General features: G+C 57.8%; 26 protein-coding genes, 1 other RNA gene and 1 riboswitch. Of the genes, 21 read left to right on the top strand and 6 right to left on the bottom strand.

The window, feature by feature from the left end; all coding sequences use genetic code 11:
* Positions 1-17: 17 nt before the first annotated feature.
* Together AACS24_RS12675 and AACS24_RS12670 are read right to left on the bottom strand one after the other, a co-directional pair.
* On the bottom strand, positions 18-1,379 hold the full coding sequence (locus tag AACS24_RS12675; protein WP_033115444.1) for a Do family serine endopeptidase: 1,362 nt from the start codon (positions 1,377-1,379) through the stop codon (positions 18-20).
* Between the two features lie 92 nt (positions 1,380-1,471).
* The gene (locus AACS24_RS12670) at positions 1,472-1,843 is read right to left on the bottom strand and encodes a YhcB family protein (protein ID WP_108570879.1); all 372 of its coding nucleotides are present in this window, start codon (positions 1,841-1,843) and stop codon (positions 1,472-1,474) included.
* Between the two features lie 140 nt (positions 1,844-1,983).
* Here AACS24_RS12670 and zapE point away from each other — a divergent pair, with 140 nt between their 5' ends.
* The 8 genes from zapE (at position 1,984) to AACS24_RS12630 (ending at position 8,157) form a co-directional block, all read left to right on the top strand.
* Entirely contained in the window at positions 1,984-3,078 is a 1,095-nt protein-coding gene (gene zapE, locus AACS24_RS12665) for a cell division protein ZapE (protein WP_108570878.1), read from the top strand.
* A gap of 266 nt (positions 3,079-3,344) precedes the next feature.
* On the top strand, positions 3,345-3,773 hold the full coding sequence (gene rplM / locus AACS24_RS12660; RefSeq protein WP_005341737.1) for a 50S ribosomal protein L13: 429 nt from the start codon (positions 3,345-3,347) through the stop codon (positions 3,771-3,773).
* A gap of 15 nt (positions 3,774-3,788) precedes the next feature.
* Positions 3,789-4,181 (top strand): 30S ribosomal protein S9, encoded by a 393-nt coding sequence (gene rpsI / locus AACS24_RS12655; protein ID WP_005336286.1) that lies wholly within the window; start codon positions 3,789-3,791, stop codon positions 4,179-4,181.
* A gap of 294 nt (positions 4,182-4,475) precedes the next feature.
* On the top strand, positions 4,476-5,066 hold the full coding sequence (petA, locus tag AACS24_RS12650; RefSeq protein WP_033115441.1) for a ubiquinol-cytochrome c reductase iron-sulfur subunit: 591 nt from the start codon (positions 4,476-4,478) through the stop codon (positions 5,064-5,066).
* A gap of 2 nt (positions 5,067-5,068) precedes the next feature.
* The gene (locus AACS24_RS12645; protein WP_041210137.1) at positions 5,069-6,286 is read left to right on the top strand and encodes a cytochrome b; all 1,218 of its coding nucleotides are present in this window, start codon (positions 5,069-5,071) and stop codon (positions 6,284-6,286) included.
* Positions 6,283-7,017 carry a cytochrome c1 gene (locus tag AACS24_RS12640; protein ID WP_033115439.1) on the top strand — a complete coding sequence of 245 codons (735 nt, stop codon included), beginning with the start codon at positions 6,283-6,285 and terminating at the stop codon, positions 7,015-7,017. Before AACS24_RS12645 ends, AACS24_RS12640 begins: the two co-directional genes overlap by 4 nt.
* An 88-nt stretch (positions 7,018-7,105) precedes the next feature.
* Complete coding sequence (sspA, locus tag AACS24_RS12635; RefSeq protein WP_033115438.1) at positions 7,106-7,735, top strand: stringent starvation protein SspA; 630 nt, start codon at positions 7,106-7,108, stop codon at positions 7,733-7,735.
* Entirely contained in the window at positions 7,732-8,157 is a 426-nt protein-coding gene (locus AACS24_RS12630; RefSeq protein ID WP_033115437.1) for a ClpXP protease specificity-enhancing factor, read from the top strand. Before sspA ends, AACS24_RS12630 begins: the two co-directional genes overlap by 4 nt.
* A gap of 46 nt (positions 8,158-8,203) precedes the next feature.
* Here the strand turns inward: AACS24_RS12630 and dolP are convergent, their stop codons facing one another.
* The 4 genes from dolP to AACS24_RS12610 are packed head-to-tail and all read right to left on the bottom strand — an operon-like array spanning position 8,204 to position 11,490.
* A complete protein-coding gene (gene dolP / locus AACS24_RS12625) occupies positions 8,204-8,782 on the bottom strand; it encodes a division/outer membrane stress-associated lipid-binding lipoprotein (RefSeq protein WP_033115436.1) in 579 nt (192 codons plus the stop codon).
* A gap of 4 nt (positions 8,783-8,786) precedes the next feature.
* Complete coding sequence (locus AACS24_RS12620) at positions 8,787-9,377, bottom strand: D-sedoheptulose-7-phosphate isomerase (protein WP_005336275.1); 591 nt, start codon at positions 9,375-9,377, stop codon at positions 8,787-8,789.
* Positions 9,378-9,386: 9 nt separating this feature from the next.
* Positions 9,387-9,758: a YraN family protein gene (locus tag AACS24_RS12615; RefSeq protein WP_181364170.1), complete on the bottom strand. Its 372-nt coding sequence runs from the start codon at positions 9,756-9,758 to the stop codon at positions 9,387-9,389.
* A complete protein-coding gene (locus AACS24_RS12610) occupies positions 9,700-11,490 on the bottom strand; it encodes a penicillin-binding protein activator (protein ID WP_258222927.1) in 1,791 nt (596 codons plus the stop codon). The genes AACS24_RS12615 and AACS24_RS12610 overlap by 59 nt, the downstream gene beginning before the upstream one ends.
* Before the next feature lie 199 nt (positions 11,491-11,689).
* On the opposite strand from AACS24_RS12610, the gene rsmI reads away from it, so the two are divergent.
* From rsmI to fliGL, 13 genes are all read left to right on the top strand, one after another.
* Positions 11,690-12,523, top strand: coding sequence for a 16S rRNA (cytidine(1402)-2'-O)-methyltransferase (gene rsmI / locus AACS24_RS12605; protein ID WP_043850973.1), 834 nt, complete (start codon positions 11,690-11,692; stop codon positions 12,521-12,523).
* A 62-nt stretch (positions 12,524-12,585) separates the two neighbouring features.
* An RNA gene (gene rnpB, locus AACS24_RS12600) (RNase P RNA component class A) lies at positions 12,586-12,972 on the top strand.
* 225 nt (positions 12,973-13,197) lie between these two features.
* Positions 13,198-14,070 carry a lateral flagellar motor switch protein LfiM gene (gene lfiM, locus AACS24_RS12595; protein WP_181364169.1) on the top strand — a complete coding sequence of 291 codons (873 nt, stop codon included), beginning with the start codon at positions 13,198-13,200 and terminating at the stop codon, positions 14,068-14,070.
* Positions 14,071-14,078: 8 nt separating this feature from the next.
* Positions 14,079-14,456 carry a lateral flagellar motor switch protein LfiN gene (gene lfiN / locus AACS24_RS12590; RefSeq protein ID WP_033115432.1) on the top strand — a complete coding sequence of 126 codons (378 nt, stop codon included), beginning with the start codon at positions 14,079-14,081 and terminating at the stop codon, positions 14,454-14,456.
* Entirely contained in the window at positions 14,456-15,190 is a 735-nt protein-coding gene (gene fliP / locus AACS24_RS12585) for a flagellar type III secretion system pore protein FliP (RefSeq protein ID WP_042030105.1), read from the top strand. Before lfiN ends, fliP begins: the two co-directional genes overlap by 1 nt.
* 1 nt (position 15,191) lies before the next feature.
* Entirely contained in the window at positions 15,192-15,461 is a 270-nt protein-coding gene (gene lfiQ, locus AACS24_RS12580; protein ID WP_041210142.1) for a lateral flagellar biosynthetic protein LfiQ, read from the top strand.
* Positions 15,458-16,240, top strand: a complete 783-nt coding sequence (lfiR, locus tag AACS24_RS12575) for a lateral flagellar biosynthetic protein LfiR (protein ID WP_108570875.1) — start codon at positions 15,458-15,460, stop codon at positions 16,238-16,240. The genes lfiQ and lfiR overlap by 4 nt, the downstream gene beginning before the upstream one ends.
* Positions 16,237-17,373 carry a flagellar biosynthesis protein FlhB gene (flhB, locus tag AACS24_RS12570; protein WP_104015879.1) on the top strand — a complete coding sequence of 379 codons (1,137 nt, stop codon included), beginning with the start codon at positions 16,237-16,239 and terminating at the stop codon, positions 17,371-17,373. Before lfiR ends, flhB begins: the two co-directional genes overlap by 4 nt.
* 3 nt (positions 17,374-17,376) lie before the next feature.
* Positions 17,377-19,452: a lateral flagellar biosynthesis protein LfhA gene (gene lfhA / locus AACS24_RS12565; protein WP_071913353.1), complete on the top strand. Its 2,076-nt coding sequence runs from the start codon at positions 17,377-17,379 to the stop codon at positions 19,450-19,452.
* A gap of 197 nt (positions 19,453-19,649) precedes the next feature.
* Positions 19,650-19,737: riboswitch (cyclic di-GMP riboswitch) on the top strand.
* Positions 19,738-19,986: 249 nt separating this feature from the next.
* Positions 19,987-21,249 carry a lateral flagellar response regulator transcription factor LafK gene (gene lafK / locus AACS24_RS12560; protein ID WP_308810134.1) on the top strand — a complete coding sequence of 421 codons (1,263 nt, stop codon included), beginning with the start codon at positions 19,987-19,989 and terminating at the stop codon, positions 21,247-21,249.
* A gap of 11 nt (positions 21,250-21,260) precedes the next feature.
* Positions 21,261-21,587, top strand: coding sequence for a lateral flagellar hook-basal body complex protein LfiE (lfiE, locus tag AACS24_RS12555; RefSeq protein WP_082035417.1), 327 nt, complete (start codon positions 21,261-21,263; stop codon positions 21,585-21,587).
* A gap of 17 nt (positions 21,588-21,604) precedes the next feature.
* Positions 21,605-23,353, top strand: coding sequence for a lateral flagellar M-ring protein FliFL (gene fliFL / locus AACS24_RS12550; protein WP_108570923.1), 1,749 nt, complete (start codon positions 21,605-21,607; stop codon positions 23,351-23,353).
* The gene (gene fliGL, locus AACS24_RS12545; protein WP_033115424.1) at positions 23,340-24,368 is read left to right on the top strand and encodes a lateral flagellar motor switch protein FliGL; all 1,029 of its coding nucleotides are present in this window, start codon (positions 23,340-23,342) and stop codon (positions 24,366-24,368) included. Before fliFL ends, fliGL begins: the two co-directional genes overlap by 14 nt.
* Positions 24,369-24,374: the final 6 nt, after the last annotated feature.

The raw sequence follows: 24,374 nt of genomic DNA, 5'->3' as shown, positions 1-24,374 counted from the left end.
CCGCGGGTGATGGGGGATTAACGGATTACCAGATAGAGGGAAGAGTCGCCGCGCTGGATGTTGAGAGCCAGTACGTCCGGCTTGCTCTTGAGCGCTTTGGTCAGTTCACCCAGGGTGTTGATGCGCACCCGGTTGACCCCGATGATGATGTCACCCTTCTGCAGGCCGGAAGCGGCTGCCGCAGAGCGGGGATCAATATCGGCCACCGCGACACCGGAGACCGGGTCGGTAGTGGTGCTCAGCTTGGCCCCTTCCAGTGCCGGATGCAGCGCGCTGGCGCGTACTTCGCTGTCATCGGCCTGCTTCAGGGTCACCTTGGCAGTTTGTGACTTGCCATCGCGGATCAGCCCCAGCTCGACCTGCTTGCCGGCGCCCATGGTGGCGATCTTGGCGCGCAGCTCGCCGAAGGAGCGAACCGGTTTGCCATCGATGCTGACGATGATATCGCCCGCCTTGATGCCCGCCTTGTCGGCTGCGGAACCCGGCATCACCTGATTGACGAAAGCGCCATCCTTCTTGTTGTAACCGAAGGTCTTGGCGATGTCGGAGGTGAGCTCGGTGCCGGTAATACCCAGCTGGCCGCGACGTACTTCACCGTACTTGACGATCTGGTCGGCCAGATCCCGCACCATGTTGGAGGGGATGGCGAAGCCGATGCCGATGTTGCCACCGTTGGGGCCCAGAATCGCGGTATTGATACCGATCAGCTCGCCACGCAGGTTGAGCAGGGCGCCGCCGGAGTTACCGGAGTTGATGGCTGCATCGGTCTGGATGAAGTTCTCCAGATTTTCGATGTTGAGGCCGCTACGGCCCAGCGCACTGACAATACCTGAGGTGACGGTCTGACCCAGACCAAAGGGGTTGCCGATGGCCAGCGCATAGTCACCGACCCGCAGCTCGTCGGAGTCGGCGAACTTGATCTGCACCAGATCTTCCGCCTTGATTTGCAGCAGGGCGATGTCGGACTGTTTGTCTTCACCGATCTTCTTGGCCGCATATTCACGACCATCTTTCAGGTTGACCTTGATCTCGTCCGCCTCGTGAACCACGTGGGCGTTGGTGATCACGTAGCCCTTCTTGGCATCGATGATGACGCCGGATCCGAGCGCCTGGAAGGGCTGCTCGCTCACCTGTTCGTCAGGCATGTTGGGGCCAAAGAAGAAGCGGAACTGCTCGGGCAGGCGCTGGCGGGTCACTTTTTTGCCTGAGACAGAAATGTTGACCACGGCCGGAGTGACCTGCTCCAGAACAGGAGCCAGACTCGGCATCTCCTGGTTGGAGCCTAACAGGGAAGGCAGTGCAGCCTGAGCAGGGGCCGCAGACATGGCGATACCGACACTGAGGGCTAGCACACTGAGCATGGAAAGAGGTTTACGCATATGAAAAACAGCTCCCAGAAAAAGTTGCATTGCAATCGTCAAGGTCAGACCACAGACGTTCCCGATTAGTTCCGCAAGGGACTGTGACCCGCTTACTTGAGCAGACCGGAAGAGGCGCCGGCATAGTCGCGAGGCGGTACGCCCTGCTCGGCTTCGGCCTTGGTCTCTTCCTCTTCCACCAAGACTTCGCGGAACAGCGGCTCCTGAGCCTTGGCCAGAAACTTGCTCTGATCTGCCATGTGGCGATAGAGGGTTTGATACTGCTCGGCCAGCTGCTCCATCAGTGCCGCACTGTCGGCAAAGTGGGTATTGATCTGGCCCTGATAGTTTTCGAGCTCTTTATGGGCCTTTTTCAGCTCTTGTTCCAAACGACCGGCGTCACGGCTGCGAACCGAAAAACGGCCGATGATGATCCCGACGATCAAGGCTGCGACAGCCAGCAGGATCCCAGTTGACAGACTCATAGATGCTCCTTGTTACAGCTAAAACAGTGTGTGTTCATACGGCTGGATGAACCGCCATGCCTTGATGGCACTATACCGTGCGTCCTGAGGGCGTGATACCATTTTGTCCTCTATTCAGGGAGTTGGAGAGGCCCTCAAGGATGACACCGCAGCAAAAATACCAGCAGGATCTGCTACGACCCGGCGTGCATGCCGACCCCGCTCAGGGGATGGCCATCAACAGGCTGGAGCGACTCTATCAGGATTTGCTGCATCGCCCGACTCCGACCAGATCCCGCGGGCTGTTTGGCTGGTTGCAAAAGCCCAGGGCGCAGGAGCCCATCCTGGGGATCTATATGTGGGGTGGAGTGGGCAGAGGCAAGACCTGGCTGATGGATACTTTTTTCGACAGCCTGCCGGGGACGCGCAAAATGCGCTGTCATTTCCATCGCTTCATGCAGCGGGTCCATGATGAACTCAAGGTGTTGAGCGGTCAGTCTGACCCGCTCAAGCTGGTAGCTGCCAAGCTGGCCGGCGAGACGGACATCATCTGTTTCGACGAATTTTTCGTCTCCGATATCACAGATGCCATGTTGTTGGGCACGCTGTTTCAGGAGTTGTTCGGTCAGGGCGTCGTGCTGGTGGCAACCTCAAACATTCCGCCAAAGGATCTTTATCGCAACGGGCTGCAGCGAGCCCGTTTTCTGCCAGCCATCGAGCTTATCGAGCGTCATTGTGAAGTACTTAACGTCGATGGTGGCATCGACTATCGCCTGCGGACACTGGAGCAGGCAGAGATTTATCATTGCCCGCTGGATCTGCAGGCAAAAACGAATCTTGATCGCTATTTCCAGCAATTAACCGGTGGGCACGAGGCCTCCGAGGGGCGTTTTGAGGTCAATCATCGCCAGCTGACGTCGCTGGGGATGGGGGAAGGGGTGCTCTATATGGATTTCGAGCAACTTTGCTGTACTCCCCGCTCCCAGAACGACTATATCGAGTTGGCCCGGCTGTTCCACACCGTGTTGCTGGCCAATGTTCAACCAATGGGCAGAGGCACGGATGACGCGGCCCGCCGCTTCATCGCCATGATCGACGAGTTCTATGAACGGCACGTCAAACTCATCATGTCGGCCGCCGTGCCCATGACGGAGCTCTATGGTGAAGGGCTGCTGAATTTCGAATTCCAGCGCTGTCTTTCACGGCTTCAGGAAATGCAATCGCACGAATACCTTGCCAGAGTGCACCTTCCTTAGTCACAATACCGCGCCTGCCAGTCGGATGGGCATCTGCGGCAGGTAGGGCCGGGCGACATTTGCTAGCTTCATGGCAGTGAAATTAGCAGGTGATATTTAAGGCAACTTCACTTATAATCGCCCGGCCCACGTTACAGCTGTCGATAAGACAGCAACACTTTAAGCTTTACTTGTATTCGAAGGGGTACAGGTAGGCCATCGTTTGTTGTTTGTGGGAGAGCCCCCATAAACAATTGGGTCTGTAACAGGTAATTGGGTTTAACTTAATGAAAACTTTCGTTGCCAAGCCAGAAACCGTAAAACGTGACTGGTACATTGTGGACGCAGAAGGTAAAACTCTGGGTCGTATCGCAACCGAGATCGCTGCTCGTCTGCGTGGTAAGCACAAAGCTGAATACACTCCGCACGTTGACACCGGTGATTACATCATCGTTGTAAACGCTGAGAAGGTACGTGTAACCGGTAAGAAAACTACCGACAAAATGTACCACGCTCACTCCGGTTTCCCGGGTGGTATCAAGTCCATCAGCTTCGACAAGCTGATTCAGCGTAAACCGGAAATGGTAATCGAAGCTGCTGTTAAAGGCATGCTGCCGAAAGGTCCTCTGGGCCGTGCCATGTTCCGTAAACTGAAAGTTTACGCAGGCGCCGAGCACGCTCACGCTGCTCAGCAACCTCAAGTACTGGATATCTAATCGGGAACTGGCAACATGGCAGAAAATCAATACTACGGTACCGGCCGTCGCAAAAGCTCCACTGCTCGCGTATTTATCAAAGCGGGTAGCGGTAAGATCGTAATCAACCAGCGCTCCCTGGAGCAGTACTTCGGCCGTCCGACTGCCCGCATGGTAGTTCGTCAGCCGCTGGAACTGGTTGAGATGACCGAGAAACTGGATCTGTACATCACCGTTAACGGTGGTGGCATCTCCGGTCAAGCTGGTGCGATCCGCCACGGTATCACTCGTGCTCTGATGCAGTACGACGAAACCCTGCGTTCCGAACTGCGTAAAGCTGGCTTTGTTACTCGTGATGCCCGTAAGGTTGAGCGTAAGAAAGTCGGTCTGCACAAAGCTCGTAAGCGTCCGCAGTACTCCAAGCGTTAATTCGCTTCTGGTACTCACTCTTTCGAGTGTCAAAAAAGCCTGGCAACTGCCAGGCTTTTTTTATTGGTGATCTTTCCTGCCGCAATGCTAACCATACGTCACAAAAGACAAAAAATTGTATATTTATTGTTTTCTGGGACGACCTCTCTTTCTTGTCAAGTTGTTATCTTTTCTTTAAAATTTCCTCGGTTTTTCTGTGGCAATTGTAACTCCAGCTTCCGCCGCTGTTGTCACGGGAAAAGGGGAACAGGGACACAATAAGAATGTGCGGAGTCCACATGGGAGAGTTTTTGGATGAGCAATGCGCCAGTTGATAACGGTCGCCGCAGATTTCTTACCTGGTCAACGGTTGCCGTTGGCGGGGTAGGAGCTGCGTTTACCGCAGTGCCGTTTATAAAATCATGGAACCCGAGTGCCAAGGCCAAAGCGGCCGGCGCCCCGGTTGAAGTCGATATCAGCAAGTTGGAACCGGGTCAGCTCATCCGTGTCGAGTGGCGAGGCAAGCCGGTCTGGGTGGTGAACCGCACCAAGCAGACGCTGGATGCGCTCTCTGCGCATGACGACAAGCTGCGGGATCCCTCATCCGAAGAGCCGCAACAGCCTGACTATGCCCACAACGGGTATAGATCCATCAAGCCGGAAATTTTCGTCGCGGTCGGCATCTGCACCCACCTCGGGTGTTCGCCCTCCTATTTGCCGGACAGCTTTGGCGAGCAGGTGCAAGGGGTCACATCCGGCTTCTTCTGCCCGTGCCATGGCTCCAAGTTCGATATGGCCGGCCGTGTATTCCAGGGGGTGCCTGCACCGCTGAACCTGGTCATTCCGCCATACAAATTCATCAACGACACCACCATTCTGGTCGGTGCCGACGGCAAGGAGGCCTGATCATGTTGAGCAAACTGATGGGCTGGATCGACTACCGGTTCCCGCTCACTGCCATGTACAACGACCACATGGCCAAGTATCCGGCACCGAAAAACCTGAACTTCTGGTACTTCTTCGGCTCCCTCGCGATGCTGGTGCTGGTTAACCAGATCATCACCGGTATCTGGCTGACCATGAACTATAACCCCTCTGCGGAAGGCGCCTTTGCCTCCGTCGAGTACATCATGCGGGATGTGGATTACGGCTGGCTGCTGCGCTACATGCACTCAACCGGCGCATCCGCGTTCTTCATCGTGGTCTATCTGCACATGTTCCGCGGCATGATCTACGGCTCCTACCAGAAGCCGCGCGAGCTGCTGTGGATCTTCGGCATGCTGATCTTCCTCTGCCTGATGGCGGAAGCCTTCATGGGCTATCTGCTGCCGTGGGGTCAGATGTCCTTCTGGGGGGCTCAGGTCATCATCTCGTTGTTCGGTGCCATTCCGGTTATCGGTGACGATCTGACCCTGTGGATCCGCGGTGACTACGTTATCTCCGGCGCCACCCTGAACCGCTTCTTCGCGCTGCACGTCATCGCGTTGCCGCTGGTGCTGGTGATGCTGGTTGCGATGCACATCCTGGCGCTGCATGAAGTGGGCTCCAACAACCCGGACGGCATCGACATCAAGAAGCACAAGGACGAGAACGGCTGGCCGCTGGATGCGGTGGCATTCCACCCTTACTTCACCGTCAAGGACATGATCGGCGTCGCCGGCTTCCTGTTCTTCTTCTGCGCCATCATCTTCTTCAAACCGGACATGTGGGGTTACTTCCTCGAGAAGCCGAACTTTGAAGTGGCCAACGGCCTGAAGACACCGGCCCACATTGCGCCTGTGTGGTACTTCACCCCCTTCTATGCGATTTTGCGTGCCGTACCCGACAAGCTGCTGGGCGTTATCATGATGGGTCTCTCCATCGTGGTGCTGTTCCTGCTGCCCTGGCTGGATCGCTGCAAGGTGCGTTCGGTGCGCTATCGCAGCAAGCTGCACAAGCTGAACATCGCCCAGTTCGTGGTCTGCTTCATCATCCTGGGTGTTCTGGGGGTGCTGCCATCGACCCCGACCCTGACCCTGATCGCTCAGGTGTGTACCTTGGGTTACTTCGGTTTCTTTGTCCTGCTGTTCTTCTATAGCAAGAACGAAAGCACCAAGCCGCTGCCGGAAAGGGTGACATTTAAATGAAAAAAATAATATTTGCAGTGCTGACCCTGCTGCCATCTCTGGTGTTTGCCAATACCGGAGCCGTGCATCTGGACAAGGCCAACTATGACCTGAGTGACAAGGCGTCACTGCAGCGTGGTGCGGCCACCTTCATGAACTACTGCTTCGGGTGCCACAGCACCCAGTATCAGCGTTACAACCGGGTAGCCGAGGATCTGGGGATCCCGGCTGATCTGATGGCGTCCAATCTCATCGTCAACGGTGCCAAGATTGGTGACCTGATGGAAAACTCGGTGCACGACAAGGATGCGGCCAAGTGGTTTGGTGCGGCGCCTCCCGATCTGACGCTGGTTGCCCGTGTGCGTGGTGCGGACTGGATCTACACCTATCTGCGCTCGTTCTACGTGGATCCGACCCGTCCGTTTGGTGTGAACAACGTGGTGTTCCCGTCCGTGGGTATGCCCCATGTGCTGGAACCGCTGCAGGGCACTCCGCGCGCCGAGTTCGCCACCCACACGGTCGATGGAGTCGAGACCCAGCAGGTTGTCAGCATCAAATCTGACGGCAATGGTGAAATGAATAACGAAGAGTATGATCAGACGGTGCTGGATCTGGTAAACTTCTTGGTCTACTCGGCTGAACCGGTCAAACAGGAGCGCGAACGCATGGGCTTCTGGGTACTTGGTTTCATCGTGATCTTCTTCATCTTCACTGTGCTGTTGAAGAAGGAATTCTGGCGCGACGTTCACTAAGCGACCAGATCCGGGTAATATAATGCACGGCAATGAAGACCATAGAGGCTTCATTGCCGTTTCTGCTTTTAAATGACGGGAGGGTTCAATGGCTGTAGCTGCCAATAAGCGTTCGGTAATGACGCTGTTTTCCGGTGCCAACGATATGTTCAGCCATCAGGTGCGTATTGTCCTGGCGGAGAAGGGTGTTAGCGTGGATATTTGCCAGGTTGACCCTGCCAACTTGCCGGATGAACTGGCCGAGCTGAACCCCTACAACTCTGTACCGACCCTGGTCGATCGCGAGCTGGCACTCTATACCTCGCGCATCATCATGGAGTATCTGGACGAGCGTTTCCCGCATCCGCCCCTGATGCCTGTCTACCCGGTAGCCCGTGGTAACAGCCGTCTGATGATGCACCGCATCGAGCTGGACTGGTACTCGCTGGCTGACAAGATCATGGCTGGCACCGATGCCGATGCTGCACGCAACGAGCTGCGGGACAATCTGCTGGCCATCGCGCCGATCTTCGGTGAAATGCCCTACTTCATGAGCGAAGAGTTTGGTCTGGTGGATTGCTACATGGCTCCGCTGTTGTGGCGTCTGCCGAGCCTTGGCATCGACCTGACCGGTCGTGGTGCCAAAGAGCTGAAGGCCTACATGGTTCGCCTGTTCGAGCGTGAGTCCTTCCAGGCCTCCCTGACCGAGGCCGAGCGCGAGATCCGTGCCGGCGTATGAGCATGGAACCGACAATGACCCCGAGCCGCCCGTACTTGTTACGGGCGTTTTATGACTGGTTGCTGGACAATGACCTGACCCCCCATCTGGTGGTCAACGTCAACATTCCCCATGTGATGGTGCCGATGCAGTTTGCTCAGGATGGGCAGATTGTGCTGAATATCGCGCCACGTGCCGTGGTGCAGTATCACATGGATAACGAAGCGATCAGCTTCAGTGCCCGCTTTGGCGGTGTCTCCCAGCAGGTTTACATCCCGATGGCGGCCGTGTTGGCCATTCATGCCCGGGAAAACGGCGTGGGCACCATGTTCCCGCCCGAACCTGGCTATGACATCTGGCTGGAGCAGGCCGAGGCGCCGGTGGAGCCAGAGCCGGAACCGCCGCGTCCAAGCGGTCGTCCGACCCTGAAAGTGATCAAATAAAAAAACGCAGCCGGTTGGCTGCGTTTTTTATATCCGCTTCGCATCATCAGTTCTGAGCGTACTCGAAGGCCTTGATTACGCGCTTCACGCCGTTGACGTGGCGGGCGATCTCGACGGCTTGTTCCCCTTCCTGGCGAGTAACCAGACCGATCAGGAATACCTCGCTATCTTCGGTCACGACCTTCACCTTGGTGCTGTCGAAGTTCTTGGTGCCGAACATATCGGCTTTCACCTTGGAAGTGATCCAGGAGTCATTGCTGCGGGTGGTGAAGCTGGCTGGTTGACCAAGACGCAACTCGTTGTAGACGTGGCGAACCCCTTCGATGCGACCGACGATTTTGCCTGCCTCGAGTTTGTACACGTCAGAAGGTGTCTGGCCGACCAGCAGGACGCGGCCATTGTTGCTGTAGACGCTGATCTTGCTGGCCGCGCTCAGTGGTTTGTTGTCGGCCAGCAGGTTGGCTGCTTTGAGCTCTATGGCCTGATCGTCCCACTGGGCGCCCAGGGTGCGGCGATCGCCGGAGGCCTTGGCAGTACCGGCTGCGCCGCCAACTACCACTGCCGCACAGCCTTGCAGCAGCAGGGAACCGGCCAGCAGGCCAAGAATGAGGATCTGCTTGTTCATGGTTTCAATCTTCCTGTTGCGGGAAAAGAGTCTGGTCGATGAGATCACACAGGCAGTGCAGGGTCAACAGGTTCACTTCCAGAATGCGAGGCCGACGTGCGGATGGCACGCGGATCTCCACATCGTTCGGTCCCAGCAGGCCGGCCATCTCGCCACCGTCGCCACCACTCAGTACCACTATGGTCATGTCGCGGGAGAGCGCAGCTTCCGCCGCCTTGATCAGGCTGCGGCTGTGACCCGAGGTGGTGATCACCACCAGAATGTCACCCGGTTGACCCAGTGCCCGGATCTGCTTGGCGTAGACCTCTTCAAAGCCGTGATCGGTAGCGATGGCGCTGATGGTTGCCATGTCAGGGGTCAGTGCCATGCCGGGCAGAGAGGGGCGCTGGGTCTCGTAGCAGTTGACCAGCTCGGAGATAAACAGCTGCGCCAGTGCGGCAGAAGGACCGTTACCGCATGCCAGCACCTTGTGGCCATTGAGCAGGCAGATGGTGATCATCTGGGCTGCAGTATGGATGGCATCCGGCAGCGCCTCGGCAGCTGCGATCTTGGTCTGGATGCTTTCGGTGTAGTTCTCTTTGATGCGGTCTGTCATAGGGTCCTCTTAAAATGCGTTCCGGATCCAGTCTGGCTGGTCCCCCTCGAACGCGATCACATCGAATCGGCAGGCCTGGCTGGCCTCGTTGATGGCATGTTGCTTCAAATAGTGGCGCGCTGCCAGCATGATCTTGCGCTGTTTTGCCCGGGTAACCGAACTGGCCGCTCCACCATGGCTGGCAGAGGCCCGGTACCTCACCTCAACAAACACCAGGGTCTGGCCCTGGTGCATGATGAGATCGATTTCGCCACCCCGGCAGCGATAGTTGCGGGTCACCGGCTGCAGACCCTGGGCCTGCAGCCAGCGTTCAGCCACTAGCTCAAAGTGCTGTCCCTTGCTCGACGGGGGCGGGAACAGGTTCTGCAATTGCTGGCGCATCCGTGCTAACAGCTCCTTCATTGGCTGGCTCCTCCAGCTGCTGGACTGCATTCTCGTCGACCAGCTTGCCGTTCTGGTAGGTGGCCCAGCTCAGCATCCGCACGATATTGCCCTGGGCATCGACGCTCAGCTGACCACTCATACCGGACTGCTGCATGCCGCCCACCTTGCGCATCTGTTGCAGATTTTCCGCCAGTGCGACGGCGTCATAGCCCATAGCAAACAGGCGCAGCAGGTCGCCCTGGGTCTGCGGCCAGAGCAGGGCAATTTGCTCGCGCTGCTTCTCGTAACCATCGAGCAGCAGCGGCATATCGGCGATACGCATGCCGTTGAGTTCGGAGGTCACTTCGGTCGCGGCGCTGTCATAGCCGCGCGGGCCGGTGAAGATTGGCAGGCTGCCCATCGGATTGACGGAGATATCCACGTAGGGCTTGATCATCCGGGTTTCCAGCGGGTTGGCCACGATGTAGACGACATCGATGCTGCGCGGTGCGGCGTCGGAAAGCTGGACAACCTGGCCGGCACGGGCAGTAGAGCGGCCGCTCAGGGCGTTTTTAACCATGCCTTGCACTTCGTTGCGACCGCCAAAGGTGGCGACTACCGGCTTATCCTGGCTTACGGTTGCCCAAGCCTGTTCAAAGGCCTTGATGCTGCTGTAGCCGATCCGCCCCTGGGCGGCGATCAGCAGTGGCTTGCGATAGCCCTGGGTATAGAGGTACTGCGCAGCCTGCGCGGCATCGGCGGCGGCAGAGAGGGAGAAGTAGTAGGTGCTGTCGTTGACGATCGGCTTGTCCAGCTCGTTGAGCGCCAGAACCGGCACGGTCGGGTTGGCCTTGAGCAGCTCCTCGACCCGGTCTTTGAGCAGCGGGCCAATGATCATGTCCGCCCCTTCCTGAATCGCCTGCTTGTAGAGGTCGATGGTCGGTTTGCTCTGGGTGTCGTAGAAGTTCAGGGTAAATTGTCCCTGATTCTCCTTGTAGGACATCAGCATACCGTTGCGGATGGCGGCGCCCTGTGGCTCCAGATTGCCGGAGAGGGGGAGCAGCACCGCAATCTGCTGCACCGAGGTGCTGGCAGCAGTGGCAGTCAGATCGCCAAGACCCGCCGGCATGTCTTTCTGGGCCGGATGGTTGGGGAAGTCGCGCTTCCAGCCTGCCAGCTGGCGCGCCAGCAGGTTGGGCTGGGCACCGAACTCGTTGACCAGTGCCGCCAGACGCAGCCAGCCGGTGGTTACGTCAGGGGCCGGTGCCTCTTCCAGCGCCTGCAGGGTGGAAGGGGTCATGCTCTTGAGCAGTGACCAGATCTGCTGATGGTTGGTGGCCTGCTCGCTCTGGTTGAGGTAGGGCTCCAGTGCAATCAGGGACTTGGCGGCACCAAACTTGTTGTTGATGTCGAGCTGCAGTACCACGCGCTGACGATACCAATCCTTCTGGGTATCGGCATCCAGCGCAACCTCAGGCTTGCCTTCCAGCAGGATCAGCGCCTGATTGGCATGGCCTTGAGCCAGCAGCAGGTGGGCTTGCAGCAGCTGCAACTGCGCCTTCTGGGCTGGCTCCTTGGCCTGTTTCTGCAACTGTTGGAACAGCGCCGAGGCCGGTTTGGCCTGACCGAGCGCCAGATAGCTGCGCGCTGCCAGCATCTGCCAGGTAAAGGCTTCAGCCGGTTTGGCGGGATCGACCTGCTCCAGATACCACTGGGCATTCTTGGTCAAATCCGAGAAGGCTGACGGCATGCCAGACTGCCCCGAAGGTTGATTGGGCTCCGACGCACAGGCGGCCAGCAGGATTGCCGCGAGTAGGATGCCGAAGAGTCGTGATACACTTAGCTGCTTTGTAACCCGGTTCAAGTTCATTCCCCGACCAGTGTTGAAATTCCCCATAGTGTAAACGGGGCAATATGGCGACACAATTGTCGGGGCACTCGGAGATCCCATGAGTGACATCCCAACCCTGTATATAGTGCCCACTCCGATCGGCAATCTGGCTGACATTACCCAGCGTGCGCTGGATATTCTGCGCAGCGTCGATCTGGTCGCCGCCGAAGATACCCGCCACACCGGCATTCTGCTCAGCCACTACCAAATCTCGGTGCCGACCTTCGCGCTGCACGATCACAACGAGCAGCAGAAAGCCGATGTGCTGATCGGCCGGATCAAAGAGGGCAAGAGTGTCGCTCTGGTCTCCGATGCGGGTACCCCGCTCATCAGCGACCCCGGTTATCATCTGGTCACCCGCTGTCGCGAAGCCGGGGTCAAGGTGGTGCCACTGCCCGGCCCCTGCGCCGCCATCACGGCGCTCAGCGCTGCTGGCCTGCCCACCGACCGGTTTGCTTTCGAAGGTTTCCTGCCGGCCAAGAGCAAAGGGCGTGACGATCGCCTGCAAGCCGTCATCGAAGATACCCGTTCGCTGGTGTTCTACGAATCCCCGCGCCGGGTACAGGATACGGTGGAAGCGATTGCTCGCATCCTTGGCGAGCGCCAGGTGGTTGTGTGTCGTGAGCTGACCAAAACGTTCGAATCCATCCACGGCTTGCCCGCCTCCGAGATGCTGACCTGGCTTGGCGAAGATGAAAACCGCTGCCGCGGCGAAATCGTGTTGGTGGTTGCCGGAGCCAGTAAAGAGGAAGAGGAACTGCCGGCCGAGGCGATCCGTACTCTTGGTCTGCTGGTTGCCGAGCTGCCGCTCAAAAAAGCAGCCGCACTGACCGCCGAGATCCATGGCGTGAAGAAGAATGCCCTCTACAAGTACGGCCTCGAGCACTATTAATTGCCGTAAACGGGAATTGCCGGTTTACCCCGCCCGCATCACGAGGCTATAATCCGCGCCTCGGAGTTGGCTGGGCAATCGCTGCTTCGTCGTTGTGTCCCTCGGGACAGACGGGCGGAGGGGAGGAAAGTCCGGGCTTCACAGGGCAGGGTGCCAGGTAACGCCTGGGGGGCGCGAGCCTACGACCAGTGCAACAGAGAGCAGACCGCCGATGGCCCGCAAGGGATCAGGTAAGGGTGAAAGGGTGCGGTAAGAGCGCACCGCGCGACTGGCAACAGTTCGTGGCACGGTAAACTCCACCCGAAGCAAGACCAAATAGGCCCCTATTGGCGCGGCCCGCGTTGGGGGCGGGTAGGTTGCTTGAGCCAGCGAGCGATTGCTGGCCTAGAGGAATGATTGCTACCCGGGGCAACCCGGTACAGAACCCGGCTTACAGGCCGACTCCGACCCAATTCTGCGTGACCCGTCACGATAAATCCCGGTGCTTAGCGGCACCGGGATTTTTTACATGTCACAACATGATGTGGCGCGTGGCAGCATTTTTGAATTTGTAATAAAGTTCGGCCTCTTTTTGGTCGCTATGACCCGGTTGGATGAGTTGTATCTATCATGCTGCATCCCCCACCGAAGGGGCTGACGGCAAGGGAAGATGAAATGGTCAGGGTGGATTTTTAATGTCATCAAGCGGTGCAGTGCACACACCTTCCCGCCTGCTCGGAGCCGAGCAAGGCAAAGCCCTTCCTCGTTATGATCTGCTGGGTATCGATCGGGTAAACCGCACTCGTCTCAAGCAGGTTAACGCCCAGTTGAGCACCTTTTCTCTGCAGGTCGCCGGCTGCATGGCCCAACTTTTCAACAGTGCTGATTGCGAGCTGGCCTATGGCGAGTTCGCCGCCTCCAGCGTCGCCGATGTTGCCGAGCCACAACTCTGGGTCGAGGCCACATCCCGGGTTGATCCCCAGCGCGCTGTCTATTTTTCCATCTCTCCTCTGGTGATCTACCGTCTGGCCGTCCTCTTTTTTGGTGGCACGCTCCATCAGAAAGAGGAGGCACTTCCTGCCGGTAAAGGGGTGACTGATACGGAACAGCGCCTGCTGCAACGACTCTGTCACTATCAGGTCGATATCTGGTGCTCCTGCCTCGGGCTGGGAGATCTTGAGTGGCAGATCAATATCATCCCGCAGGATGCCATGCCGACCCGTCAGCTGTGGACTACCCGTGCCACCCTGCAAGCCGGCAATTGCACCCACCAGTGGCAGATGTGGCTGCTTCCGTCCGAAGAATCCGACTCTCAGGAAGGGATTGCCTTGCCCGAGGGAGAGCTGGAACAGGTATTGAGCCATGTTCCGGTCCGGCTGCGGGTGGTCATGGGGCAGCTGTCGATGACGCTGGCCGATCTGGAGTGCCTCAAGGTGGGAGATTTGCTGTCGCTGGATCTGCCGGAGATGGTGCCCGCCCTGATAGGTAACCGCCCCTGCTTCAATGGGCGCATAGCAGAACATAAAGGCAGTCTGGTCTACCAGGTTGCGACTGTGGTAGAGGAGTAAATCGAATCATGAGCGAGCACAATATGAATGACCCGCTGGATCTGGATGGACTGGATCAACTGTTTGGTGACGATATCAGCATGCCCAGTGCCGCCGACTACATGGCGCCGACCAGTAGCAGCAAGCAGCGGGATCTCTCTTTCTTCCGCCAGATCCCGGTCAAGGTGACCCTTGAGGTAGCCAGTACCGAAGTGCCTCTGGGCGATCTGATGCGGGTAGAAGAGGGCGCTGTGATTGAGCTGGACAAACTGGCGGGCGAGCCGCTGGATGTTCGGGTCAATGGCCGCCTGCTTGCCAAGGGGGAAGTGGTCGTCGTCAACGGCAAGTATGGCTTGCGTCTGGTTGACGTCATCGATGCCAAACTGCTGGGTGGCATGGACGACTGATGCGTTACCTGCTGCTGACCCTGCTGCTCTTCTCCCTGCCTGGCTGGGGGGCTGACATGACCCTGTTCTCGGTAGCTCCGGGGGCAGCAGGTGGCGAGGATTACAACATCAAGTTGCAGATCCTCTTCTTTATGACAGTGCTGGGGTTGTTGCCGACCCTGTTGCTGATGATGACCAGTTTTACCCGGATCATCATAGTGCTGGCCATCTTGCGGCAGGCGCTCGGTTTGCAGCAGAGTCCTCCCAACCGGGTGCTGATCGGGATCAGCCTCATCCTGACTCTGGTTATCATGCGTCCGGTCTGGACCGACATATACCAGAATGCCTTTGTCCCGTTTGACAGGGATGAGATCACCCTGTCGGAAGGGGTTGCTCGCGCAGAGAAACCGCTGCGCACCTTTATGCTGGCGCAGACCCGCGAGCCGGATCTGGAACAGATGCTGCGCATCTCCGGTGAACCAACAACGGTGGCCAAGCAGGATGTTCCTTTCGGGGTGCTGTTGCCCGCATTTGTATTGAGTGAGTTGAATACCGCATTTCAGATCGGCTTTATGCTGTTTATTCCGTTTCTGGTGATCGATCTGGTGGTGGCCAGCGTGCTGATGGCGATGGGGATGATGATGCTCTCGCCGTTGATCATCTCCTTGCCATTCAAGCTGATGGTTTTTGTACTGGTCGATGGCTGGTCGATGACGGTCGGTACCCTTGCAGCCAGCTTTGGCGGGGGAGGCTGACATGACGCCGGAGCAGAGCGTGGCGCTGGTTGGCGGCGCCGTCAATCTCGTCGTGGTGATGGTCTCTGTGCTGATCGTGCCGGGGCTGATTGTGGGCTTGGTCGTCAGTGTGTTTCAGGCTGCGACCCAGATCCAGGAGCAGACCCTCAGCTTTTTACCCCGTTTTCTGGTGACCCTGATGACGCTCATCTTCACCGGAAACTGGCTGCTATCGCAGATCACAACCCTGTTCCACGACCTGTTTTTGAAGATACCCGGACTCATCGGATGAACTCCCTCTTGTCCCTCAGTGCTGCCGATCTGACGGCCTGGCTGGGGCAGTGGTGGTGGCCATTTCTGCGGATTGGCTCCGCTTTCTGGGTCATGCCGGTATTCGGCGACGGTCGGGTGCCGCCGCAAGTTCGTCTGCTGCTGGCGCTGATCGTCAGCCTGCTGATTGCCCCCATGCTCAAGGGGATGCCTGTCGTTGACCCCTTCAGCACCGGTGCTCTGGTATTGGCTGTTGAGCAGCTGCTGTTCGGGTTGCTGTTCGGGCTCTGCGTCCAGATGCTGTTCATGATCATGACCATGGCCGGCCAGATCCTCTCCATGCAGATGGGTTTGGCGATGGCGGTGATGAATGACCCCAGCAATGGTGATACCGCACCCATCGTCAGCCAGTTGATGCTGGTCTTCTGTTCACTGCTGTTTCTTGGTCTGAATGGCCATCTGGTGACGCTCGATGTGCTGGTGCAGAGCTTGCGCAGCTGGCCACCCGGCTCTTCCCTCGACCTGCTCGACATGAAAGGGGTGGTCGGTCTGTTCGGCTGGTGTATCGGAGCGGCACTGATCCTGACTCTGCCTGCCGTGGTTGCCATGTTGATGGTCAACCTGACCTTTGGCGTCATGAATCGCTCGGCCCCTTCGCTGAACATCTTCTCGCTTGGTTTCCCCATGACGCTACTGCTGGGGCTGCTTACCATGGCTATCTCAATCAGCGGTGTCCCTTCCCGTTACCTTGAGCTGGTGACTCACGTGCTGGAACAACTGCGAGCCCTGACCCCCTCATGAGCCAGAACAGCGCCCAGGATAAAACCGAAGAGGCCTCTTCCCAGAAACTGCGCAAGGCACGGGAAGAGGGTCAGATCGCGCGCTCCAAGGAGCTCAGTTCGGCGGGACTATTGCTGCTCGGCGGCTTTGCCATGCAGTGGATGGTGCCCAGCTTTGGCCGCTTCTTCGCCGAGCTGATGAAACGGCCACAACGGTTCGACTGGCAAGGAGCCAGGGATCCGCAAATGATGGTGCACTGGACGGCGGAAGCCTTGCTCAACATGTTGTGGGTGCTGTTGCCGCTGTTTGCTTTTCTGGCTCTGATGCTGGTTCTGCTCAGCTCGTTGCCGGGGGGCATGGTACTGACCTGGAAGAAGCTCTTCCCCAGTGCCGAGAAGCTGAATCCGCTCAAGGGCCTCAAGCGGATGTTCTCGAGCCACAGCCTGATGGAACTGCTGAAGTCGGTACTTAAAATTCTGCTGATTGGCTCTACGCTGGCGCTGCTGCTCCAGCATCAGTGGCCCACGTTGCTGATGATGAACCGTATGCCACCCCAGGCCGCCATGGAGCAGGCGCTGCGGATCCTCTCCCAGGCATTTATCTTGCTTGGTGGTGTGCAGATGTTGATCGCTGTGCTGGATGTGCCCTATCAGCGCTGGTCGCTGAACAAGCAGTTGCGGATGACCAAGCAGGAGGTCAAGGATGAGCACAAGAACAGCGAGGGTCGTCCAGAAATCAAGGCGCGGATCCGTCAGGTGCAGGCCATGCTGGCTCGCGCCCGTATCGAGCAGCGTGTACCGCAGGCGGATGTGATCATCGTCAACCCGACCCATTACGCAGTGGCCATCAAATATGACCCCCAGCGTGCCAATGCCCCGTTCGTGATTGCCAAGGGGGTTGATGGCATGGCTGAGCGGATCCGTCAGGTGGCCAAACAGCACGACAAGATGGTGATGAGTCTGCCGGAGCTGACCCGTGCTATCTACTACTCCACCCGGATAGATCAGGAAGTGCCGGCGGGTCTCTATACCGCGGTGGCTTATGTCTTGAATCATGTATTGCAGTTGAGGGCGTATCAGGCCGGCAAGGGGCGAAAGCCAAACCCGCTTGCTCCTTTGCATGTGCCGCCCGAATTACGTCAACCTGAGAGGTAAGTTGTGAACTGGCGTGTATTGACCCAATCCTATACCGCGATCCCGATGATGCTGCTGGCCATTCTGGCCATGATGATATTGCCGCTGCCGGGCTGGCTGCTGGATGCCCTCTTTACCTTCAACATTGTGTTGGCGGTACTGGTGCTGCTGGTCTCCGTATCGGCGCGTCGCCCTCTCGACTTCTCCGTCTTCCCCACGGTGTTGCTGGTGGCAACCCTGATGCGGCTGTCGCTCAACGTGGCCTCGACCCGCGTGGTGCTGCTGCATGGCCATGAGGGTCATGAAGCGGCGGGCAAGGTGATTCAGGCGTTTGGCGAGGTGGTGATCGGCGGCAACTATGTCGTGGGTCTGGTGGTCTTCGTGATCCTGATGATCATCAACTTTGTGGTTATCACCAAGGGTGGCGAGCGGATCTCCGAGGTGTCTGCCCGCTTTACCCTGGATGCGATGCCGGGCAAGCAGATGGCCATCGATGCCGACCTCAATGCCGGCACCATGGATCAGCATCAGGCGCGGGCTCGACGGGACGAGATCGCCCGTGAAGCCGACTTCTACGGGGCGATGGATGGTGCCTCCAAGTTTGTGCGCGGTGATGCGATTGCCGGCATGCTGGTACTCATCATCAACCTGGTTGGCGGCCTTGCCATCGGTATTTTCCAGCACGCCCTGCCGGTTGCCGAAGCCTTCCAGCGCTATGCCCTGCTGACCATTGGTGATGGTTTGGTTGCCCAGATCCCCTCGCTGCTGATGTCTACTGCTGCCGCCATCATTGTGACCCGGGTCAGCGATGAAGGTGAGATGGCGGATCAGGTGGGTGACCAGATCCTGGCTTCTCCCCGCGTCATCTATACCGCCGCCGCCATCATGCTGGTACTGGGGCTGGTGCCGGGCATGCCGATGCTGGCCTTCCTCAGCTTTGCCGCCGTGCTGGCCTGGACTGGCTGGAGCGTGAGCAAACGGGTGGTCAATACTCCAGATCTGGATGCCGCGCAGGAGCTGGCTCGCCAGATTGCCCAGCCGGAACCACAAGGGCTGGAGTGGCAGGATCTGCCGCCGGTCGATACCGTCGCCATCGAACTGGGCTATCGGTTGGTCCCGCTGGCGGAAGCTGACAAAGGTGCCGAGCTGCTGGCTCGGGTGCGCGGCATTCGCAAAACCCTATCGGAACAGTACGGTTTTCTGCTGCCCGAGATCCGGGTTCGCGACAATTTGCAGCTGCAGCCCGATCAGTACCGGATCAAGCTCTCCGGTGTGGCACTGGCGTCCGGCAATGTCGATTGTCAGCGTCTGATGGCCATCAGCAGCGGCGAGACCTATGGCTCGCTGGATGGCGAGCTGACCCAGGATCCTGCATATGGCATGAGCGCAGTCTGGATTTCACCGGAAAACAAGGCCAAGGCATTGAATCTTGGCTATTCGGTGGTGGATTCGGCAACGGTGATTGCGACCCATGCCAGCAAGCTGCTGCGTGAGCAGCTTGATGCCCTCTTTGGCCATGACGAGGTGGGCAAGCTGGGGCAACATCTTGCGGCCCAGTCGCCCCGTCTGGCGGAAGAGCTCAATCTGGCCCTGACCCAGATGCAGCAGTTGCGAGTTTTTCGGCAATTGCTAAAGGAACAGGTCAGCCTGACGGATATACGCACGGTGGCGACGACCCTGCTCGATGCCAGCGAGCTGACCAAGGATCCCGTGCTGCTTGCTTCCGATGTTCGTTGTGCCTTGAAGCGCCAGATTGTGAGACAGGCGATCGGTAGCCGTGATGTGCTTGCCACCTTCACGCTCGATGACCGTCTTGAGCAGACCCTGCTGGCGGCTATGAACCAGTCGCAGCAGCAGGGGAAAATCCAGCTGGACAGTTTTCCGGTTGATCCGCAACTGCTGGCACAGCTGCAGCAAAATATGCCGCTGGTTAAAGAGCAGCTGCAGCAGCAAGGATATGCCCCGGTACTGGTCGTGATGCCACAACTTAGACCCTTGATCGCGCGTTATGCCCGATCTTTTGCAAAAGGTCTCAAAGTGCTCTCATATAATGAAATACCGGAAGAGTTGAGAGTGGAGGTTATTGGTACGCTAGGCTGAAACAGGGCTGCCATGTTAATAGGCAAATGGGAAGAATATATTCCGCCTATCTACTTGAATTGTAATTGTAAGCCGTTATGATGTGACTGTTTTTGACGCATTTGGTCGTCAAAGATAAATAACAAATATAAAAATTCGCATGTGTCACTCAGCAGTCACCACTAATTTGGTGCTGTCTTGTCCAAATACGGGCAGTCGCATGAAAAAGGCAAACTGAACTGAAAAGTCAGGACGCAAAGCCTCCGGTCTAAAAGCAGGAATGCTCATGATAGCGGGGTTGCCAAGGCCATTGTTACCGCCTTGATATAACACTGGTTTGATGCAGGTGCTCGTTAGAAGTGCCTGCGTACCTGTGCGTCTTTTATTTCGGCATTTCAGTTCTGTTGATTGTTTTATCCACAATCACGGGTTCGGGTTCATATGCTTTCGGATGTATCTATCAAAAAAAGCTCAAGACCAGCCAGTCTTGGGAAAGATCCCCATTTATTGTTAATCAGCTCATCTATGGTCGATGGGAACGATATTGAAGGAATATTGGCTGCACAGGGATATGCTGTTTCCCGCTGTGACTCTATTCGCAAGTCGAGATTAATTCTCGGCAGTCGTTCCGTTGATTTAATCCTGCTCGATATGGATCTCATGACCGAAGTAGGTCCTCAATTGGTGCATGATTTTAGCGGCATTGATTGCGTGATTCTGGTTAATGAGCGTCAGGCCTATCTTGCGGCAGAAGCGATGCGAGCCGGTGCCATTGACTACATCATCAAGCCCTTCGGGGGGCAGCAGATGCTGGATGTGGTGAAGGGCGCACTGCGTCTGCGGCAGGCCATTCCAGACCTGATCGCGGTCTCGACCATGAGCCTGCAAGTGTTGCAGCTTGCCCGCCGGGCAGCCAAAACGGCTGCCACCATTCTTATCGGCGGTGAGTCGGGAACGGGCAAGGAGCGTCTGGCGCGTTACATCCACGAGATGTCCAGCCGTGCTCACAAGCCGTTTGTCGCCATCAACTGCGCCGCTATTCCCGAGTCCATGCTCGAATCCATTCTGTTTGGCCACAACAAGGGGGCCTTCACCGGTGCGACGGGTTCGCAGCCCGGCAAGTTCGAGCAGGCGCAGGGCGGAACCCTGATGCTCGACGAAATCTCCGAGTTGCCCCTGTCACTGCAGGCGAAGTTGTTGCGAGTTTTGCAGGAGCGTGAGGTGGAGCGCCTCGGTAGCCATCAGACCATCGCGCTGGATGTGCGGATCATCGCCGCCAGCAACAAGGATCTGCGTAATCTGGTGGCTGCCGGCCAGTTCAGGGAAGATCTCTTCTATCGCCTCGATGTGTTGCCGATGAACTGGCCGGCACTGCGCGAGCGTCCTGATGACATATTGCCGCTGGCTGAATATTTCATCGAACGCTATGCGCCTCAGCAGGGATATCGCCTGAGCGAGAGTGCCCGCAAGCAACTGCTGGCTTATCAGTGGCCGGGCAACGTCAGGGAGCTGGATAACGTCATTCAACGTTCATTAATCATGGCTCGCGGATTGCATATTCAAGCGGTCGATTTGATGCTGCCCAGCTATGTCGCGGAACCCGAACATGAATTGGCGGAAGTCCTTTCCGCCCCGGAAGGGTTGAGCGAGACGCGTCGGCACGCAGAATTTCAATTTGTACTAGAGACCTTGCGCCGCTTCCGTGGCCATCGTACCCGCACGGCAGAAGCGCTCGGGATGACCACCCGGGCTCTGAGATACAAGCTGGCGGCGATGCGTGAGCAGGGCATTGATATCGAGCAGCAGCTTCAAAACTAAGGGATAACGGCGTGAAGATTGAAATGATGTCATCACAGGCAACGCTTTTGCAGCAGATGCAGGAGATGCAACGAGTTGCCACTCAGGCTCCTTCCATCGAATCCAACGATCTCTCAAATGTGTCATTCAGCGACGCCATGCGCGACGTTGTCGGCAGAGTCAACGAACAGCAGAACATGGCTTCAGCCATGATGACGGCTGTTGATGCCGGCCAGAGCGATGATCTGGTCGGGGCTATGGTGGCCAGTCAGAAAGCGGGTCTCAGCTTTTCAGCCCTGATGCAGGTGCGCAACAAGCTGATGACCGGTTTTGACGACATTATGCGCATGCCGCTCTGAGGTAAGTGATGACTGAACTGGTAACGTCCCCGCAAGGGGCTTCGGATTCCTTCAGAACACGCGTGCAGGAGGGCCTTCGCAACTGGCGCAGCCTCTCCCGTGACAATAAATCGATCCTGACCATTGCCCTGCTGGCTGCCATCGTTGCCGGCACAATCGTCGTCATTCTGTGGACGTCCAGCAAAAACTACGTCCCCCTGTACGGCAAGCAGGAGCTCTACGATACCGCCAACATCATGGAGATGCTGGAGAAGGAGCAGGTGCCGTTCCGGCTGGAGAAGAGCTCTGGCCAGATCCTGGTGCCGGAGAATCAGCTGGCCCATGTTCGTATGGCCTTGGCGGCCAGAGGGGTGAGAGCGGCCATGCCGGCGGGTCTGGAGGGGCTGGACAATGTCACCGGCCTCGGCACCAGTGAGTTTATGGAGGGGGCCCGTTATCGCCACGCGCTGGAAGGCGAACTGGCGCGCACCATCATTTCGCTGGATGCGGTGCGCAGTGCCCGCGTCCATCTCGCCATTCCCAAACGCACTCTCTTTGTCGGTCGTGACGAGGAGAAACCGAGTGCATCCGTCATGCTCGATCTGCAACCTGGGCAGGCCATGGAGCCCGGCCAGGTCGAGGCCATTGCCAACCTGGTGGCAGGCAGTATCTCTGGCATGAAACCGGGGGCGGTCACTATTGTCGATCAGGCTGGCCAGCTGCTGAGTTCCGAACTCGGTGACAAGGCCGGTTTTGGCAAGCAGAGCGTGCAGCAGATGGAGTATGTGCGCAAGCTGGAGCAATACATTCGCCAGCGTGCCAGCGACATGCTCTATCCCATGCTGGGCACCGGCAACTTCCGGGTGCAGATCGCCGCAGACGTCAACTTCAATGCGGTGGAGGAGACCCAGCAGCAGCTGGATCCACAAGGGGTGGTGACCAAGGAGTCGAGCAAATCGGACAAGACCATTGATGCGCTGGCACTGGGTATCCCCGGCGCTCTGTCCAATCGTCCTCCCGAAACGGCGCCCAAAAATGATCCTGCGACCCAGAATCAAACCGCAGCCACCACCACGGAAAATCAGAAAAATGACTCCCGCACCGAGCGGCAGGAGGTCAGCAAGCAGTACGAAAACAGCCGCACCATAGTGCATACGCGCTATCAGCAGGGACGGCTCGAGAAGATGAACGTCTCAGTACTGCTCAATCATCAGAGCGCCCCGAAAGGTGGCTGGAATGATGAGCAGCTGGCACAGATACGGCAGATGGTCGAGCGTTCGGTGGGCTTTGATGAAACCCGCGGAGATCAGATCAGCCTGCAAGTGTTCGACTTCACCGGTGCAGCGCCGATTGCTCCGCCCGAATCGAGCTGGTGGGAGACCCCTTACTGGCAGGATTCGCTCCGTTATCTGGTGGGCGGTCTGCTTGGTCTGACGCTGGTCTTCTTCGGTATCCGCCCGTTGGTGAAGCATCTGGTTCGTACCCAACAGGCGCCGGATGAAGAGGCGCTCTCTGACGAGCTGGATGATGAACAGGAGCCGACCGTGGGTCTCTCCATGCGGCGGGATGATGATGTTGCCCTGACGGCGCCGCCGATGAGCAATGGTCTGATCCGTTCCGACAACGAGCGGGAGCCGCACTTCTCTTCTCTGGATCTGGAGGCATTGCCGGAGCCGGGTTCCGAGCTGGAAGTACAACTCAAGCATCTGCAGTTGCTGGTTGACAAAGATACCGCTCGGGTAGCGGAAGTGGTGAGAGCATGGGTAAGTGGCAATGAACAACGTTAACCTGAACCAGAAAGCCGTCGACATCGATATCGACAACCTTGAGAAAGCGGCCATCCTGCTGTTGAGCATGGGGACCGAGGCTGCTGCCAAGGTGATGCAAAAGCTCTCCCGCGATGAAGTGCAGCGCCTTATCTCCAAGATGGCGGGTCTCTCCGGCGTCAGTTCGATGGAAGCCCGATGGACCTTGCAGCAGTTCTTCAACCAGTATCGTGAACAGAGCGGGATCGGCAGCGCCTCCCGCGAATATCTGGAACAGACTCTCGACCTGGCCCTTGGTCAGCGTCTCTCCCGCAGCCTGCTCGACAGCCTCTACGGTGATGTGATGAGTCAGGATATCCAGCGGTTGCAGTGGGTGCCTGCCGATGTGCTGGCCCGTTTCTTCCGCAATGAGCACCCGCAGATGCAGGCGGTGCTGCTGGCGTTCCTGCCACCTCAGACCGCTTCCGCGGTACTGGATGAGCTACCCGGTTCGGTGCACGACGATCTGCTGGTGCGAGTCGCCAGTCTCAGCAGCGTCAGCGAGCATGTTCTGGGTGAACTCAGGCTGACGCTGGATCGCTGTCTTGCCTATGTTGCCGACCAGTCCGGAGCCAAGGTGAATGGCGTGCGGCAGGTTGCCGATATCCTCAACCGCTATCAGGGCGACAAGGAGCAGATGCTCTCGCTGCTGCGTGAACACGATGGTGACATGGCGCTGGAAATCGAGAAGAACATGTTCGACTTCATGACGTTGCGTCGCCAGAGCGACGAAACCCTGCAGCGTCTGGTGCAGGAGATCCCGAGCGAGCTGCTGGCACTGGCCCTCAAGAATACCGAGACCAGCTTCCGCAAGGTGGTGCTCGGTGCCATGCCGAAGCGGATGGCTCAGGCACTGGAGGATCAGATCCAGCATCAGGGCAGCGTCTCCCTGCGCAAGGTCGAGCAGGCCCGAGAGGAGATCATGCAGCTGGTCCGCGAATTGGTGGAGCAGGGCGAGATCGAGTTCCAGCTGTTCGAAGAACCGACTGTCAGCTAACAGGGG

The sequence above is a fragment of the Aeromonas sp. HMWF016 genome, assembly GCF_963878195.1.
GTDB classification, from domain to species: domain Bacteria; phylum Pseudomonadota; class Gammaproteobacteria; order Enterobacterales; family Aeromonadaceae; genus Aeromonas; species Aeromonas lacus.
Note: the sequence above shows the minus strand (reverse complement) of the source record. Positions and strands in the feature narration are given on the sequence as shown.